Source organism: Chitiniphilus purpureus (genome assembly GCF_025642115.1).
In the GTDB taxonomy this organism is placed as follows: Bacteria; Pseudomonadota; Gammaproteobacteria; order Burkholderiales; family Chitinibacteraceae; genus Chitiniphilus; species Chitiniphilus purpureus.
This window is the reverse complement of sequence record NZ_CP106753.1, coordinates 1,379,366-1,393,509: the sequence shown is the minus strand read 5'-3', so window position 1 is coordinate 1,393,509 and position 14,144 is coordinate 1,379,366. Positions and strand designations below refer to the sequence as shown.

The window sequence follows — 14,144 nt, the reverse complement described above, 5'->3', positions numbered from 1 at the left end:
ACGTCGCAGATTTTGCTGACAGGTATCGATCCGCTTTGGTCAAAGACGGAGCGATTCGTTGCCGGAGTGTCGTCTCCGGCCGCGCGACACGCCTCAAGGCGCGCCTGCCTGTTAACACAACCGAACGTCCGGAGCGGCCCAATTGCCGCACCGGCAGAGGCAATCTAGCACCGGCCACCTGGCCCGTCAAACGGGGCAATCCAGGATAACCGAGGCGAAACAGCCACTTATGACGGGGAAGTATCTACCTGGAGAACGCGCAGAAAACGTCGCGCAGCATGGCGATCACCTCGAGGGTGCGCGTGTCGCCGACGCGGTAGTAGACGCGGTTGGCGTCCTTGCGGGTACGCAGTACGCCTTTCTCGCGCATCAGCGCAAGATGCTGGGAAATGTTGGATTGGGTGGTGCCGACCTGCTCGACGATTTCCTGGACGCTGACCTCGCGCTCCCCCAGCACACACAGAATCTTGAGTCGTAACGGATGAGACATTGCCTTCATCGCGCGCGACGCCTGCTGGATGTGCTCGTCGCTCATCAGTTCGGTGGGGGGGACCATCATCCTCTGCACTTTGTTTTCGCTTTGTCTTTGCAAGGCGGTTGTTTTTGGATTTGCGACAAGGCAAGCCTATGTCGTTGCGGTAGAATACTACCCATCTTTGGAACCCCACCGCAACGCCGCACTTTACAGCATTCCCGCGGTTTTTCCACAAGGCATCCCGTTCTATGACCCAAGCTACCGCCCCTTCCCGCGTCACGCCCGTCCTCCTGCTGATCCTTGACGGTTACGGCTATCGGGAGGAGACCGAGGACAACGCGATCGCTGCGGCCCGCAAGCCCAACATCGATCGTCTGTTCGCCCAGTTCCCCTGGACCACCATCAACGCCTCGGAGCATTTCGTCGGGCTGCCCGACGGCCAGTTCGGCAACTCCGAGGTCGGCCATCTCAATATCGGTGCGGGGCGGGTGTTGCAGCAGGATATCAGCCGCATCGACTGCGACGTGGCCGACGGCACGCTGGGCGAGAACCCTGAGTTCAGCCGGGCGATCGGGCTGGCAAGACAGACCGGCAGGACCCTACACGTGCTGGGGCTCGTCTCCGATGGCGGCGTGCACAGCCATGACACGCACATCCATGCGCTGATCAAGGCCGCCGCCAAAGCCGGCGTCGCCCGCGTCAGCGTCCATGCCTTCCTCGACGGCCGTGACACGCCGCCGCGCAGCGCAAAGCAATACCTCGAGCAGCTCGACGCCGTCTGCCGCGCCGCCGGCAATGCCCGTATCGTCGGCATTGTCGGCCGCTATTGGGCGATGGACCGGGACAAGCGCTGGGAGCGCGTGGCGCCAGCCTACAACCTGATTGTCGATGGCGAGGGCCTGTTCCATGCCGACGATGCACTGGCGGGCCTCGCAGCCGCCTACGCGCGCGACGAGAACGACGAATTCGTCTCTGCCACCCGCATCGGCGAACCGGCGCCGATGCAGGACGGCGATGTGGCGATCTTCATGAACTTTCGCGCCGACCGAGCCCGTCAGATCGCCACCGCGCTCAACGACGCGGCCTTCGACGGCTTTGCGCGCCAACGCATGGTGAGGCTTGCCAGCTTCGTCACCGCGACCCGCTACGCCGAAAGCTATCCCTACCCGGTCGCCTATGAAAAGACCAAGGTCAGCAACAGCTTCGGCGAATACATTGCCGGCCTCGGGCTCAAGCAGCTGCGCATCGCCGAGACCGAGAAGTACCCGCACGTCACCTACTTCTTCTCCGGTGGCGAGGAGAAGGAATTCCCCGGCGAGGACCGCATCCTCGTTCCCTCGCCCAAGGTTGCCACCTACGACCTGCAGCCGGAGATGAACGCACCGCTCGTGACCGACAGGATCGTCGAGGCGATCCAGTCCCGCCAGTACAGCGCCATCATCTGCAACTACGCCAATGGCGACATGGTGGGTCATACCGGGGTGTTCGACGCCGCAGTGAAGGCGGTCGAGGCACTCGATGCCTGTGTCGGCCGTTGTGTCGAGGCGATGCGTGCCGCCGGTGGCGAGGTGCTGATCACCGCGGACCATGGCAACTGCGAGCGCATGTACGACCACGGCGCGGCGCAGCCGCATACCCAGCACACCACCGACCAGGTCCCGTTCCTCTATGTCGGCCGCCCGGCCACGCTCGCCGCCCGCGGCGCAGGGGCGCTCAAGGACATCGCGCCGACGCTGCTGGCGATGATGGGCCTGCCACAGCCGGCCGAGATGACCGGCACCCCGCTGATCCGCTTCGCCTGACGTTGCGCGCCGCCTGCCTACTCCTTTTGCTGCTGCTGCCGGGCGTGGCGACCGCCGCGCCCGAGGTCTCGCGTGCCGACAGCAAGGCGCGCCAGGCCGAGCTGCAGACGCTGCGCAGCCGGATCAATGCGCTCAAGCAGGAGCTGGCAGCCAACGAATCGAACCGCAAACAGGCGGCCGACGCGCTCAAGCAATCCGAATCAGCCATCTCGGATGCCAACCGCGTGCTGGCCTCGCTCGTCGAGGAACGCCAGCTGACCGCGATGGAGCTGGCGCGGCTGGAAGCAGATATCGCCGGCACGCGCGCCAACATCCGCGCCAGTCAGACACGCCTCGCGCAGCTGTTGCGCACCCGCTACAAGACCCGCGAACTGGAGGCCTGGCGTCTGATCCTGGATGCCGAGGATCCCACGCAGGCTAGCCGCGACCTGACGTACTACCGCCATCTGGCCACTGCTCAGCAGCAGCTGGCGGAAACGCTGGAACGCCAGCTGGCCGAATTGAACCGGCTGTCCGAGGCGATCCGCCGCAAGAACGAGGAGTTGCAGCAGATCGCCCGGGCCAAGGCGCAACAGAAGGCCGCGCTTGAATCGCAGCAGGCGCAGAAGGCGGAGCTGGTCGCCAGGCTCAGCCAGGAGATCGGCCAGCAGCGCAATCAGATCGAAAAGCTTGCCGCCGACGAAAAACGGCTGGGCACGCTGGTCGCACGCCTGAACCAGCTGATCCGGCAGCAGGAAGCCAAACGCGCCAAGGAAGCAGCCAGGCTTCGGGCACAGCGCGAACAGCGCGCCAAGGCGGCTGCCAACACGGTCAAGGGGCAACGCAACGGCTCTGGCGTGCAGCCACCGGCCGCAGAGCCCGTGCGGCAGGTCAATCGCGACGAACCCGAACAAGGGCAGGCCGGGCTGCGCTTCGCCGGCCTCAAGGGCAAGCTGCGTCTGCCGCTCAAGGGCGAGGTGATCGGCCGTTTCGGCAGCACCCGGGCCGAAGGCACGCTCTGGAAAGGCGTCTTCATCCGCGCCGCGGGCGGGCAACCGGTCAAGGCGGTTGCCAACGGTGAAGTGGTGTTTGCCGACTGGCTGCGCGGCTTTGGCAACCTGATCATCCTCGATCATGGCGGTGGCTATCTCAGCCTGTACGCCGCCAATGAAAGCCTGCTCAAAGAGGTGGGTGACCGGGTCGCCCCCGGCGACACCATTGCCACCAGTGGCAACAGCGGTGGCATGGCCGATTCGGGCGTATACTTCGAAATCAGAAAAAACGGCCAGCCGCTCGACCCGCTTAGCTGGACCGGCTGACGACCGACCACGGAGTCCTCAATCCCCATGCCCAGCCAGTACCCTGCCCCATCTGCCGCCAAGCACGGCAAATTCCACAAGCTCGCGTTGCTGGCGGCCGGTGCCGGCCTGGGCGTGGCGATCAGCCTGTCATTCAATGTGCTGGCGGACAAGGAAACCGTCAGCACGCCACTGCCGATCGAGGAATTGCGCGCCTTTTCCACCGTATTCGGCGTCATCAAGCAGAACTATGTCGAGCCGGTCGAGGATCGCAAGCTGATCTCCGAGGCGATCAAGGGCATGGTGTCGGGACTGGACCCGCATTCGTCCTATCTGGACGAGGAAGCCTTCAAGGACCTGCAGGAGAACACCCAGGGCGAATTTGGCGGCCTGGGTCTTGAAGTGAACCTGGAAGATGGCCTGGTGCGCGTGGTCAGCCCGATCGAGGATACGCCGGCCTACCGCGCCGGGATCAAGGCGGGCGACTACATCGTCAAGATCGACGAGACCCAGGTGCAGGGCCTGTCGCTGTCGGAGGCAGTGAGCAAGATGCGCGGCAAGCCCGGCTCGTCGGTCAAGCTGATGCTGCTGCGCAAGGGCGAGAGCAAGCCCATCGTGCTGACCCTCAAGCGCGCCGTCATCAAGGTGCAGAGCGTCAAGTCCAAGCTCGCGGAACCGGGTTACGGCTATATCCGCATCACCCAGTTCCAGGAGCGCACCACCGAGAACCTCGCCAGCGCGCTCGAAGCGCTGTACAAGGAAAACAAGGCGCCGCTCAAGGGGTTGGTGCTGGACCTGCGCAACGATCCGGGCGGCCTGCTCAACGGCGCGGTCGGCGTGTCGGCCGCCTTTTTGCCCCGCGATGCGCTGGTGGTCTACACCGAAGGCCGCACCGCGGATGCCAAGATCCGGTTGCACGCCAGCCGCGAGAACTACCAGCGCGGCGGGCGCGACGACTACTTCAAGAACGTGCCGGCCGAGGTGAAGACGGTGCCGCTGGTGGTGCTTGTCAACAGCGGTTCGGCCTCGGCGTCCGAGATCGTCGCCGGTGCGCTGCAGGATCATAAGCGCGCCCTGGTGGTCGGCACCCAGACCTTCGGCAAGGGATCGGTGCAGACCATTCTGCCGATCGATGCCAAATCCGCGCTCAAGCTGACCACGGCCCGCTACTACACGCCCAACGGCCGCTCGATCCAGGCCAAGGGCATCACGCCGGACATCGAGGTGGAGGAAGGCACGGTTAACGGCAAGGAAAGCAGCGGCCTGCAACTGCGCGAGGCCGACCTGCAGCACCACCTGAACAACCCGGTCGGTGGTGAAAAGCCCGCGGAAAGACCCGCCGCCACCAAGCCCGAGCTGAAGCAACCGCCGGCCCGCGCAGCCTCCGGCATGGACGAGGCTGCCGAGCAGAACCCGCGCGAGCTCGCGTCCAAGAGCGACTACCAGCTGCAGCAGGCATTGTCGGTGCTGAAGGTGCAGCAATTGCTGCTGCAGCAGAAGACCCCCGCCGCCCCGGCCAAGCCGGCCAAGGCTGCAGCCAAATAGGCGGGATATCCCGGCGATCCATGCCCCGCCTCGGCGGGGCATTTTCTTGCCGCAGCGCAAGCCCGCGGCCATCGGACCATATGGGTACGCAGGTTATAATCACGGCTTCCCGCCCGTGATCTGCCGCCATGCCCGCCTGCGCCGCTTCCACCTGCAATCTCGACGACGCCGAGCTGCTGCGCTACAGCCGCCATATCCTGCTCGACCAGATCGGGGTGGAAGGCCAGGCACGCATCGCCGCTGCCCGCGTGCTGGTGATCGGCGCCGGCGGGTTGGGCAGCCCGGCGGCGCTGTACCTTGCCGCGGCGGGCGTGGGTACGCTCACGCTAATGGACGATGATGTGGTGGACCTGACCAATTTGCAGCGCCAGATTGCCCACACCACGACCCGCATCGGCATGTACAAGGCCGAATCCGCCGCACACGCGCTGGCAGCGCTCAACCCGGCCACCCATGTGGTACCGCTCGTCGAGCGTGCCGGCGGTGCACGGCTCACGCAGCTGGTCGCCACTCACGATGTGGTGCTCGATTGTTCGGACAATTTCGCCACGCGCCACGCGATCAACCGCGCCAGCGTGGCAGCCAAAGTGCCGCTGGTTTCCGGGGCTGCGGTGCGGTTCGACGGACAGTTGACACTGTTCGACCCGCGCTCGGACGGGCACCCCTGCTACCACTGCCTGTTCGGCGAAGACGGCGAAGCCAGCGACAGCCCATGCGCCACTTTCGGCGTATTCGCGCCGCTGACCGGATTGATCGGCACGGCCCAGGCCGCCGAGGCGCTGAAGCTGCTTGCCGGCGTCGGCGAGCCATTGACCGGCCGCCTGCTGCTGCTCGATGCGCTCAGCCTGCGCTGGCGCGAGCTGCGCTATCGCAAGGACCCGCACTGTCCGGTATGCGCCACCGTCGCCACCGGCTGAACCTACGCGGTGCCGATGCGTCGGCACCGGATCCGACTGGTGATCCGGACAGGCGGCCAGCGCACGTATTGCCCCTTGTTCAGCACCGCGTCGAGTGCCGCAACGCTATGCCTGTGGGCAAGATCTAGGGGATTTCCCGCATAGGCAGCGACAGCGCCGGCCGGCACAGTCGTCGCATGCATGCCCCCAACCGTTCCCCTTTGTTGCGCCCTCAGGCGTTTTGGTACCGCTCCTATTTCTAGGAGGCGGCCCGGGAACGTTCGATTCAATCACACTGTGCCGCCGATCCAGGCGGCACGGTTGTTTCGGGGACTCTCCCCTTCGCTGCGGATCGGTGGCCACCAGAACAAGGACCACGATCATGCAAGCTTCCGGTGCCACCATCCTTTGTGCGGAACGCGTCTGCGGACCGCTCTCGCTGGGCCAACTTGTCGGCGGCCTGCGCCAACGTCTGTTCTTCCAGCAGCGCCATCCGCAGTTGCTGATGCTGGAGCATGCCGATGAGGACAGCGCGCTCAACGCCGCCGCCGATCACCTGGCCGCCGGCATCGACCCCAGGCGCGTTGCGCTGATCGTTCCGGCACGGATTCCGGAGCTCGCGCAGTTGCGCGATACGCTGGCCGGTCTGCCCCACGGCGCGCCGCCCGCGCTGGATACGGCCGCATTGCTGGCCGCCCTGCGCCCGGGGCTCGTATCGCCGCATGCGGCCTCCGCACCGGAGGTGGCGGCCGCCAACGCGGTGGTCCGCGCAGTGAATGCCCACGCCGGCGGCAAGGTGCTGCATGAGGCGCAACCGATGCTGGCCCGACGCAGCCCTTTCGCAGCACCGCGCGTGCCGCTCGCCGCCCCTGTCAGCGATGCAGCGGGCCTGGCGGCAACGATCGAGGCACTGCCTGCCGGCGAGGCCTTGGGCCTGCCTGCCGGCGAGACGGAGGGGCATCCGCTGTTCCAGTTGCTGGAGGTCTTCGAGCACGATCTGCATTTCCAGGACGACCTGAAGGCCAAGTTCCGTCGTGGGGGACTGTCGGAACGCGTGGTCAAGGCCCATCTGCTCGACTGCATGGAGCATGCGCTCCGGCCGGTGCGCGAGCGGCGCACAGCCCTCGCCGCCGACCGGCCCGCACTGGCGCATGTGCTGGAACAAGGCACGGCGCGGGCACGCGCGGCTGCCTGCCAGGCGCTGGGTCAGCTGCGCGCGGTGCTGCCGGCCTGAAGCGGCGCCATGGTGAATCCGGGCAGCACCGCCAATGTGTTGTCCCGCGTCGCGGCAGCGATCCGCGCCGGCGTGTCCTGCCGCAGCCCGGCCAGCACCTGGGCGATGCGCGGCAGTTGCGCCGGTTCATTGCGCCCGGGCGGGGGGCCCGCCAGCCAGGCCGGCGCAATGTCCGGGGCATCGGTTTCCAGCACGATGGCCTCCAGCGGCAACTCGGCCGCGAGTCGGCGGATGCGTTGCGAACCACCATAGGTCATGGCGCCGCCGAAACCGAGCTTGAAGCCGAGTTTGAGAAACGCGTCCGCCTGCTGGCGGCTGCCATTGAACGCATGGGCGATCCCGCCGCGCACGCCCCACTTGCGCAGGTACTTGAGCACCTGGTCCTGGCTGCGCCGGATATGCACGATCACCGGCAGGTCGAAATCGCGCGCCAGCCGCAGCTGTGCCTCGAAGAACGCTACCTGCCGTGCGGCATCAAGGCCGGGCACGAAGAAGTCGAGTCCGATCTCGCCAACCGCGACCGGGCGGGCCTGCGCCACCAGCGCCGCGAGCTGCGCCAGATGCGCGTCGCGGTGTCCAGCCTCGTATAACGGATGCAGGCCCAGCGCCACCGCACAGCCGTAGCGCTCCCGCGTCGCCAGCGTTGCGGCGAAGGTTGCGGCGGTGACCGCCGGCACCAGCAGCTGCGCTACGCCGGCAGCCAACGCACGCCGGACCACCTGATCGCGGTCGTCATCGAATTCGGCGGCATCCAAATGGCAATGGCTATCTATCAGCATGGCAACCTTGAAAACCTGCGGCAGCGGGCACAATGCGCAACCTCGCCTGCCACTGGAGAAGAACCGGCGCTCACCCACACCTCCCGCATATCGACCCACCCCCGTGTTTCCCGCCGCACCGGGGAACTCTTTCTGGGCAATAATGCTCTTTGGTTGCGCCCGTTCGGTCAAACATAACGGGAACGATACAACGACATTGAATGGGACAGAGCATGACGGAATTATGGGTTTGGGGTCTGTTTGCCGCAGTGGTGATCGCGCTGCTGGTGTTCGACCTGGGGGTGCTGCACAAGGACAGCCACGAAATCAGCATCAAGGAAAGCCTGTTGCTGTCGGCCTTCTACATCACCGCCGGCCTGGCCTTCGGCGGCTTCGTCTGGTGGTACAAGGGGGGCGATGCCGGCATGGATTACTTCACCGGCTTCCTGGTGGAGAAGTCGCTGTCGATGGACAACGTGTTCGTCATCTCGCTGATCTTCACCAGCCTTGCCATCCCGCGCGAGTACCAGCACCGCGTGCTGTTCTGGGGCATCCTCGGCGCCATCGTGATGCGGGCAGTGATGATCGGCCTTGGCGCCGCGCTGGTGCATGAGTTCTCGTGGATCCTGCTGCTGTTCGGCGCCTTCCTGGTGTTCACCGGCATCAAGATGCTGCTGGCCAAGGATGAGGAAACCGACGTCGAGCAGAACGCGATCTTCCGCTATCTCAAGCGGCATCTGAAGATGACGCCGCAGCTGCACGGCCGGGACTTCTTCGTCGACGGCAGCCGCGTCGGCCTTGCAGCCGGGCGTTATGCAACACCGCTGTTCCTGGCGCTCCTGATGGTGGAAGCGGCCGACCTCGTGTTCGCGGTCGACAGCATCCCGGCGATCTTCGCCATCACCCAGGATCCGTTCATCGTCTACACCTCGAACATCTTCGCCATCCTTGGTCTGCGTGCACTCTACTTCGCGCTGGCCGCCATGGTGCACCGCTTCCACTACCTGAAATACGCGCTCGCAGTGGTGCTGATCTTCATCGGCGCCAAGATCGGGCTGGTGTACATGGAGGTGAAGATTCCCTCGCCGATCTCGCTCGGGGTCACCTTCGGTCTCCTGGTGGCGGGCGTGCTGTACTCACTGTACAAGACACGCGGCGAGCCGATACCCGAACAGCATCACTGATGCGATCGATCACCACGCCGGCCCTGTGCCGGCGTTGTGTCGCATGCGGCCTAAGCCGGGTGCTGTGCCACCGCGCGGCGGTTGATCCACCATGAATGCAATGCCGCCAGCACGATCAGCACCGCCGCCACCCCGCCGGTGATCGCCTCCGGGATATGCCACCTGGCCGCCAGCAACATCACCGCCGCCAACGCGCCGATCGCCCAGAAGGCACCGTGCTCCAGGTATTTGAGCGACGACAGCGTCCCGCGATACACCAGCAGCAGCGTGAACGAGCGCACGAACATCGCACCGATGCCAAGGCCGATCGCGATCAGGAAGATGCTCTTGGTCAGCGCGAATGCCCCGAGCACGCCGTCGAACGAGAACGAGGCGTCCAGGATCTCCAGATACAGGAACCCGCCCCAGCCGGTCTTGGCCGCCGCCTGTTCGTCACCCAGCAGGCTGCCCAGCCCGTCCACCGCCACGAACACCACCACGCCCCACAGCCCGGCCAGCAGAAAGCGGTATCCCTCCGCCCCGGGCAGCAGCCGCGCCACCGCCAGCAGCACCAGCAGCGACAGCAGGATCGCCGCCATGTCGAGCTTGCCGATCTTGGCCAGGAGACGCTCGATGGGCTTGAACCAGTGCACGTCCTTTTCGTGGTTCAGAAAGAAGTTCCAGAACACCAGCATCAGGAAGGCGCCGCCGAAGGCTGTCACTTCGATATGGGCCGACTGCAGGATGGCGGCATAGCGATCCGGCTGCACGATGGCCATCGACAGCACGTCGCTCGTCGGCCAGGCCCCGCTGGTCAGCCACTGATAGATCGTCACCGGCCCGGGCAGCGGCGCCATCATCGCGATCACGGCGACGATCACCAGCGGGAAGATCACCCGCATGCCGAACACAGCGATCAGCATGCCCCAGATCAGGAAGCGGCGGCGCCACTTTTCATCCCAATGCTTGAGCACCGACGCATTCACCACGGCGTTGTCGAACGACAGGCTGGTCTCCAGCAACGCAAGGTTGAATGCCACCCACAGGCCGCCGGGGCCACCGATGCCCCAGGCCATCGCCAGACCTACCGCCGTCACCACCGCCGAGCCGCGAAAGTATTGCCACATCATGCCAATCCGCTGTTGATCCGATCACTGCCGCATTCGACACGAATTGCGGCCCCGTGGCCAGTCTGGGCGCCGGCCCTGCCAAGGACAAGGCGGCAATTTACCCGGATTGTGCAGCAGGCCGGGTAACAAGGCGGCAGCCTGGGTCGGATCGCTCCTGGCGACGGCGGGCAGCCCTGCCCGGGTTGGTCGGGTGCGCCAAACGGCCTATACTCGCCGTGATTCCTTACGGGAGCGGCCCCCGGGCCTGTCCATGGGTTTCACGGCTGCGTCCGGTCAGGCAGGACGCTGTGTGCCGGCCACCTGCGGTCTTCATGCCGCAGCACACCGGGCTCGTTGCACGGAGTCTCGAACCGCCCCGCACGCAACCGTGGATCGCATGCCGGCAGGCCCGGCGCGCCGCGGCCCCCGCCTGTTGATCCTTGGAGCCCGCTTGATGAGCCATGCCTACCTCGACCTCGTCCAGGCGCACGATGCGCTGCTGCAAAAGAAGGACGCCCCGCTTTACGCCTCGCTGGACGGTCTCGCGCTGCCGGCGCGCCCGGTATTGCCGGCCGACGCCCCCACCGTGCTGATCTTCGCCCCGCACCCGGACGACGAATGCATCATCGGCGCGTTGCCGCTGCGGCTGGCGCGCGAAGCGGGCTTCCGGGTGATCAATGTGGCGGTGACCCAGGGCTCCAACCTCAAGCGCCAGCCCGAACGCTGGACCGAGCTGAAGAACGCCTGCGACCTGTTGGGCTGGGACCTGCGCGAAACCATTCCCGGCGGACTGATGGGCGTGGGCACCAAGACCCGTGACGGCGACCCGACCGCCTGGGCCGAGAAGGTGGCAGTGATCGCGCGGCTGATCGAGGAATACCGGCCGGCGGTCTGCGTGTTCCCGCACGACAACGACTACCACTCGGCTCATATCGGTACGCACCACCTGGTCATCGACGCGCTGGCCAAGGCCGGTCATGGCTGTGTGCTGGCGCTCTCCGAGTTCTGGCGCCAGATGGAAAAGCCCAATGCGTTGATCGCCACCGGCAACAACGACACCGCGGACCTGATCGCAGCGCTCGCCTGCCACGTGGGCGAAGTGGCGCGCAACCCCTACCATCTGCGCCTGCCCGGCTGGATGGCCGACAACGTGCGTCGCGGTGCCGAGGTGTGCGGCGGTCAGGGTGCGGCCGCCCCGACCTTCAGTTTCGGCACCATCTACAGAATCGTCCGGTTCGATGGCCGTGCCATCGTGGAAACCGAGCAGAAATACACCATCGCCCCGGGCGAGGACATCAAGGCCGTGCTGGCCTGATCCGCAATCCTGCGCAACGATGCGGCGGCTTGGCATCAAGCCGCCGTTTTCGTTGCGCATCCCGCCTTGCCCGCTTCCGGATCGGTAACGGCGGGCCAACCCGTCAATGGGCTGCGCTAGCGCTCCTGGGGGCGCTTGGGCCGGCGTCTGGGCTTGCCGCGTACCGCTGCCAACGCCGGATAGGCATTGAACGGCCCAAGGCGACGGGCGTTGGCGGTCACGGTGCGGTGCACCGGCGCCATCGTTGCCGCCCACAGCCGGCTGCTATCCCAGTGTGGTGGGCGCGGGCGCCGCTGGCCGCCGGCCAGTGCGGTCCAGCCACTCAGGCCGGCGAACCAGGCCTGCTGCTGCATGCGCCAGCACTCCAGCAGCATCGCCCAGCCCGCGCGGCTGAAGGCATCGAGCTTCTCGGTGCCCATGCGGGTGAATTCGCGCTGATCGCGCGGGCTCAGCGGCTGCTTGGCCAGCGCCATCCGGGTCACGCGTTGCGTAACCACCTGCGGTGCCGCCCACCAGATCTCCCACCACGTCAGGCCGTTGCGCCACCAGGCCAGATAAGGATTGTCCACGGTCATCTTCGCCTTCGTCGGAATCAGGGCTTTCAGTCTGGCAAAGCCAGCCGCCGCTGCCGTGCCGGCGTCATTGTGCGGACGAGCGGCACCTCACATCTGCCGGAAGCGCCCGGCAAAGCTGCGTGAGAGCGGCAACACCTCGCTGCGCGATTTCAGGAACACCTGCTGGCGTCCCATCAGATCCCGATGGATGCGCGCCACCGCGGGCAGGCTGACGATGAAGGCGCGGTGGATCTGGGCGAAGCGGCTGCCGTCGAGCTGCGGCAGCAGCGCCTTGAGCGGTGTGCGGATCAGGTGACGCTCGGTGGCGGTCACCACGTCGGTGTATTTGTTGTTGGCCTCGAAATACACCACCTCGTCGGCTGCCACCAACCGGGTGGTATCGCCCAGACCCACCGTCAGCCACGCGAGGTGCGCGGACGCGCCCGGTGCCGGCAGCCGAGCCAAGAGATCGGCCAGCCCGGCCTGCGGCCGGGCCTCGCGCTGCAGCCGCGCCACGCACTGCGCCAGCCGTGCGTCGCTGACCGGCTTGAGCAGGTAATCCACCGCTGCATGCTCGAACGCGGCGATCGCATATTCGTCGTAGGCGGTGACAAACACCACGCGGGTGTCGCTGGCCGCCTGCGCCACCTGCAGGCCGGTGAGGCCGGGCATCCGGATATCCAGGAATGCCACGTCCGGCCGATGCGCCACCAGCAGCGCCGCCGCTTCCAGGCCGTTGCCGGCGGTCAGCAAATGCGTGGCCCCCGGCCATAGTTGTGCCACACGGCTGGCCAGATGCTCGGCCAGCCGCGGCTCGTCATCGGCGATCAGGATGACGGTCATGCGCTTTCCTCGTACGGCAACAGCAATTCGGCCACCACACCGTGCGGCACGTTGGGATAGAGCGCAAGACGCGCGTGCTCACCGTACAGGCTGGCAAGGCGCTGCCGCACATTGGCCAGGCCGATGCCCGAGGTGGTCGGCAAGCCGGTGGCGGGAGTGGCGGCGAGCCCGGGTCCGGTATCGCTGACCGTCAGCCGCAGCCGGCCATCCCCGACACGCTCGCCGCGCACCGTCACTTCGCCGCCGGCCACCGCGGCCTCGATGCCGTGGCGCAACGCGTTCTCCACCAACGGCTGCAGGAGGAGCGGCGGCAACACCGCGCCCTGCAACACGGCCGGCACCTCGATCCGGTAGCCCAGGCGCGCCGGCAGCCGGATCTGGGCAATCGCCAGCAAGGCGCCGACCAGCTGCAGCTCGTCGCCCAACGTGGCACGCAGCCGGCGGGTACGACCCAGGCTGACGCGCAGGTAGCTGTTCAGATGATCGAGCATCGTCTGCGCCAAAGGTGGGTCCTGCACGATCAGGCTATGCACATTGGCCAATGTGTTGAACAGGAAGTGCGGCTCGATCTGCGCCTGCAACAGCGCCAGCTGCGCCGCGGTCTCGGTCTGGCGGGCCTCGGCCACGCGCCGCTGTTCGGCCGCAAGATCGGTCTGGTACTGCAGATTGCGGATATAGAGCACCACCACCATCGTGGCACCGCCGGCCAGCAGCAGGCTGCTGGCGATGACACGCCATGCGCCGAACACGCTGTCCGGCCGGGCAAACAGGTCATAGGCGCCGAGCCAGGCGCTGACCTTGAAACCAAACCACACTCCCAGCGGCACCGCGATCAGTGCGCGCAGCCAGACGAATCGCCACGGCTGCGTCTGGCCGGGCGGCAGCCAGCGCGCACTCAGGCTGTGCAAGGTCCAGATCGAAATGCCGATGGCGTTGGCGATGAGGGCGTTGTCCAGCAGCGTGGCATGGCCGCCCATGCTGGTCAGCAGCAGCGCCACTGCTTGATTGACGCCGACCAGGATCGCCAGCGCGCGCCAGCTCGATGACACCCCCTCGCAACGCATCCGGGAGGGCAGCAGGCGACGCAGCGCCATCATGTGGCCCCCACGCCAGGGCGGCCGTGCCGGAGCGGGTGACGCGGACTGGCAGTAAGTGGGTTCACTTTGCGATGCT

Annotated in this window: 13 protein-coding genes; 7 read left to right on the top strand and 6 right to left on the bottom strand. The window is 66.4% G+C overall.

Going from position 1 to position 14,144, the window contains the following annotated elements; translation table 11 throughout:
* Positions 1-244: 244 nt before the first annotated feature.
* Positions 245-559, bottom strand: coding sequence for an ArsR/SmtB family transcription factor (locus N8I74_RS06290; RefSeq protein ID WP_263126006.1), 315 nt, complete (start codon positions 557-559; stop codon positions 245-247).
* A 164-nt stretch (positions 560-723) separates the two neighbouring features.
* Here N8I74_RS06290 and gpmI point away from each other — a divergent pair, with 164 nt between their 5' ends.
* From gpmI to N8I74_RS06265, 5 genes are all read left to right on the top strand, one after another.
* A complete protein-coding gene (gpmI, locus tag N8I74_RS06285; RefSeq protein WP_263126005.1) occupies positions 724-2,277 on the top strand; it encodes a 2,3-bisphosphoglycerate-independent phosphoglycerate mutase in 1,554 nt (517 codons plus the stop codon).
* A 26-nt stretch (positions 2,278-2,303) separates the two neighbouring features.
* Positions 2,304-3,575: a murein hydrolase activator EnvC family protein gene (locus N8I74_RS06280; RefSeq protein ID WP_263126004.1), complete on the top strand. Its 1,272-nt coding sequence runs from the start codon at positions 2,304-2,306 to the stop codon at positions 3,573-3,575.
* A 27-nt stretch (positions 3,576-3,602) separates the two neighbouring features.
* A complete protein-coding gene (locus N8I74_RS06275; protein WP_263126003.1) occupies positions 3,603-5,099 on the top strand; it encodes a S41 family peptidase in 1,497 nt (498 codons plus the stop codon).
* Between the two features lie 128 nt (positions 5,100-5,227).
* On the top strand, positions 5,228-6,016 hold the full coding sequence (locus N8I74_RS06270) for a HesA/MoeB/ThiF family protein (RefSeq protein ID WP_263126002.1): 789 nt from the start codon (positions 5,228-5,230) through the stop codon (positions 6,014-6,016).
* A 361-nt stretch (positions 6,017-6,377) separates the two neighbouring features.
* The gene (locus tag N8I74_RS06265) at positions 6,378-7,229 is read left to right on the top strand and encodes a hypothetical protein (RefSeq protein ID WP_263126001.1); all 852 of its coding nucleotides are present in this window, start codon (positions 6,378-6,380) and stop codon (positions 7,227-7,229) included.
* Here the strand turns inward: N8I74_RS06265 and N8I74_RS06260 are convergent.
* Positions 7,202-8,008, bottom strand: coding sequence for a TatD family hydrolase (locus N8I74_RS06260; protein WP_263126000.1), 807 nt, complete (start codon positions 8,006-8,008; stop codon positions 7,202-7,204). The genes N8I74_RS06265 and N8I74_RS06260 overlap by 28 nt on opposite strands.
* Positions 8,009-8,220: 212 nt before the next feature.
* Here N8I74_RS06260 and N8I74_RS06255 point away from each other — a divergent pair, with 212 nt between their 5' ends.
* Complete coding sequence (locus N8I74_RS06255) at positions 8,221-9,171, top strand: TerC family protein (protein ID WP_263125999.1); 951 nt, start codon at positions 8,221-8,223, stop codon at positions 9,169-9,171.
* Between the two features lie 50 nt (positions 9,172-9,221).
* Here N8I74_RS06255 and N8I74_RS06250 read toward each other — a convergent pair whose 3' ends face one another.
* On the bottom strand, positions 9,222-10,280 hold the full coding sequence (locus N8I74_RS06250) for a DUF475 domain-containing protein (RefSeq protein WP_263125998.1): 1,059 nt from the start codon (positions 10,278-10,280) through the stop codon (positions 9,222-9,224).
* Positions 10,281-10,713: 433 nt separating this feature from the next.
* Here N8I74_RS06250 and N8I74_RS06245 point away from each other — a divergent pair, with 433 nt between their 5' ends.
* Entirely contained in the window at positions 10,714-11,574 is an 861-nt protein-coding gene (locus N8I74_RS06245) for a PIG-L deacetylase family protein (RefSeq protein WP_263125996.1), read from the top strand.
* 116 nt (positions 11,575-11,690) lie between these two features.
* On the opposite strand, the gene N8I74_RS06240 is transcribed toward N8I74_RS06245, so the two are convergent.
* The 3 genes from N8I74_RS06240 to N8I74_RS06230 all read right to left on the bottom strand — a co-directional run bounded on the left by N8I74_RS06240 (position 11,691) and on the right by N8I74_RS06230 (position 14,068).
* Entirely contained in the window at positions 11,691-12,149 is a 459-nt protein-coding gene (locus N8I74_RS06240; RefSeq protein WP_263125995.1) for a polyhydroxyalkanoate granule-associated phasin, read from the bottom strand.
* A gap of 87 nt (positions 12,150-12,236) precedes the next feature.
* Positions 12,237-12,971 carry a LytR/AlgR family response regulator transcription factor gene (locus N8I74_RS06235; protein ID WP_263125994.1) on the bottom strand — a complete coding sequence of 245 codons (735 nt, stop codon included), beginning with the start codon at positions 12,969-12,971 and terminating at the stop codon, positions 12,237-12,239.
* On the bottom strand, positions 12,968-14,068 hold the full coding sequence (locus N8I74_RS06230; RefSeq protein ID WP_263125992.1) for a sensor histidine kinase: 1,101 nt from the start codon (positions 14,066-14,068) through the stop codon (positions 12,968-12,970). Before N8I74_RS06230 ends, N8I74_RS06235 begins: the two co-directional genes overlap by 4 nt.
* Between the last annotated feature and the right edge of the window lie 76 nt (positions 14,069-14,144).

Excerpts from the sequence above, each read along its gene's own strand:
- N8I74_RS06290 (WP_263126006.1), bottom strand. The coding sequence starts at position 559 with ATGATGGTCCCCCCCACCGAACTGATGAGCGACGAGCACATCCAGCAG.
- gpmI (WP_263126005.1), top strand. The coding sequence starts at position 724 with ATGACCCAAGCTACCGCCCCTTCCCGCGTCACGCCCGTCCTCCTGCTG.
- N8I74_RS06275 (WP_263126003.1), top strand. The coding sequence starts at position 3,603 with ATGCCCAGCCAGTACCCTGCCCCATCTGCCGCCAAGCACGGCAAATTC.
- N8I74_RS06270 (WP_263126002.1), top strand. The coding sequence starts at position 5,228 with ATGCCCGCCTGCGCCGCTTCCACCTGCAATCTCGACGACGCCGAGCTG.
- N8I74_RS06265 (WP_263126001.1), top strand. The coding sequence starts at position 6,378 with ATGCAAGCTTCCGGTGCCACCATCCTTTGTGCGGAACGCGTCTGCGGA.
- N8I74_RS06260 (WP_263126000.1), bottom strand. The coding sequence starts at position 8,008 with ATGCTGATAGATAGCCATTGCCATTTGGATGCCGCCGAATTCGATGAC.
- N8I74_RS06255 (WP_263125999.1), top strand. The coding sequence starts at position 8,221 with ATGACGGAATTATGGGTTTGGGGTCTGTTTGCCGCAGTGGTGATCGCG.
- N8I74_RS06250 (WP_263125998.1), bottom strand. The coding sequence starts at position 10,280 with ATGATGTGGCAATACTTTCGCGGCTCGGCGGTGGTGACGGCGGTAGGT.
- N8I74_RS06245 (WP_263125996.1), top strand. The coding sequence starts at position 10,714 with ATGAGCCATGCCTACCTCGACCTCGTCCAGGCGCACGATGCGCTGCTG.
- N8I74_RS06240 (WP_263125995.1), bottom strand. The coding sequence starts at position 12,149 with ATGACCGTGGACAATCCTTATCTGGCCTGGTGGCGCAACGGCCTGACG.
- N8I74_RS06235 (WP_263125994.1), bottom strand. The coding sequence starts at position 12,971 with ATGACCGTCATCCTGATCGCCGATGACGAGCCGCGGCTGGCCGAGCAT.
- N8I74_RS06230 (WP_263125992.1), bottom strand. The coding sequence starts at position 14,068 with ATGATGGCGCTGCGTCGCCTGCTGCCCTCCCGGATGCGTTGCGAGGGG.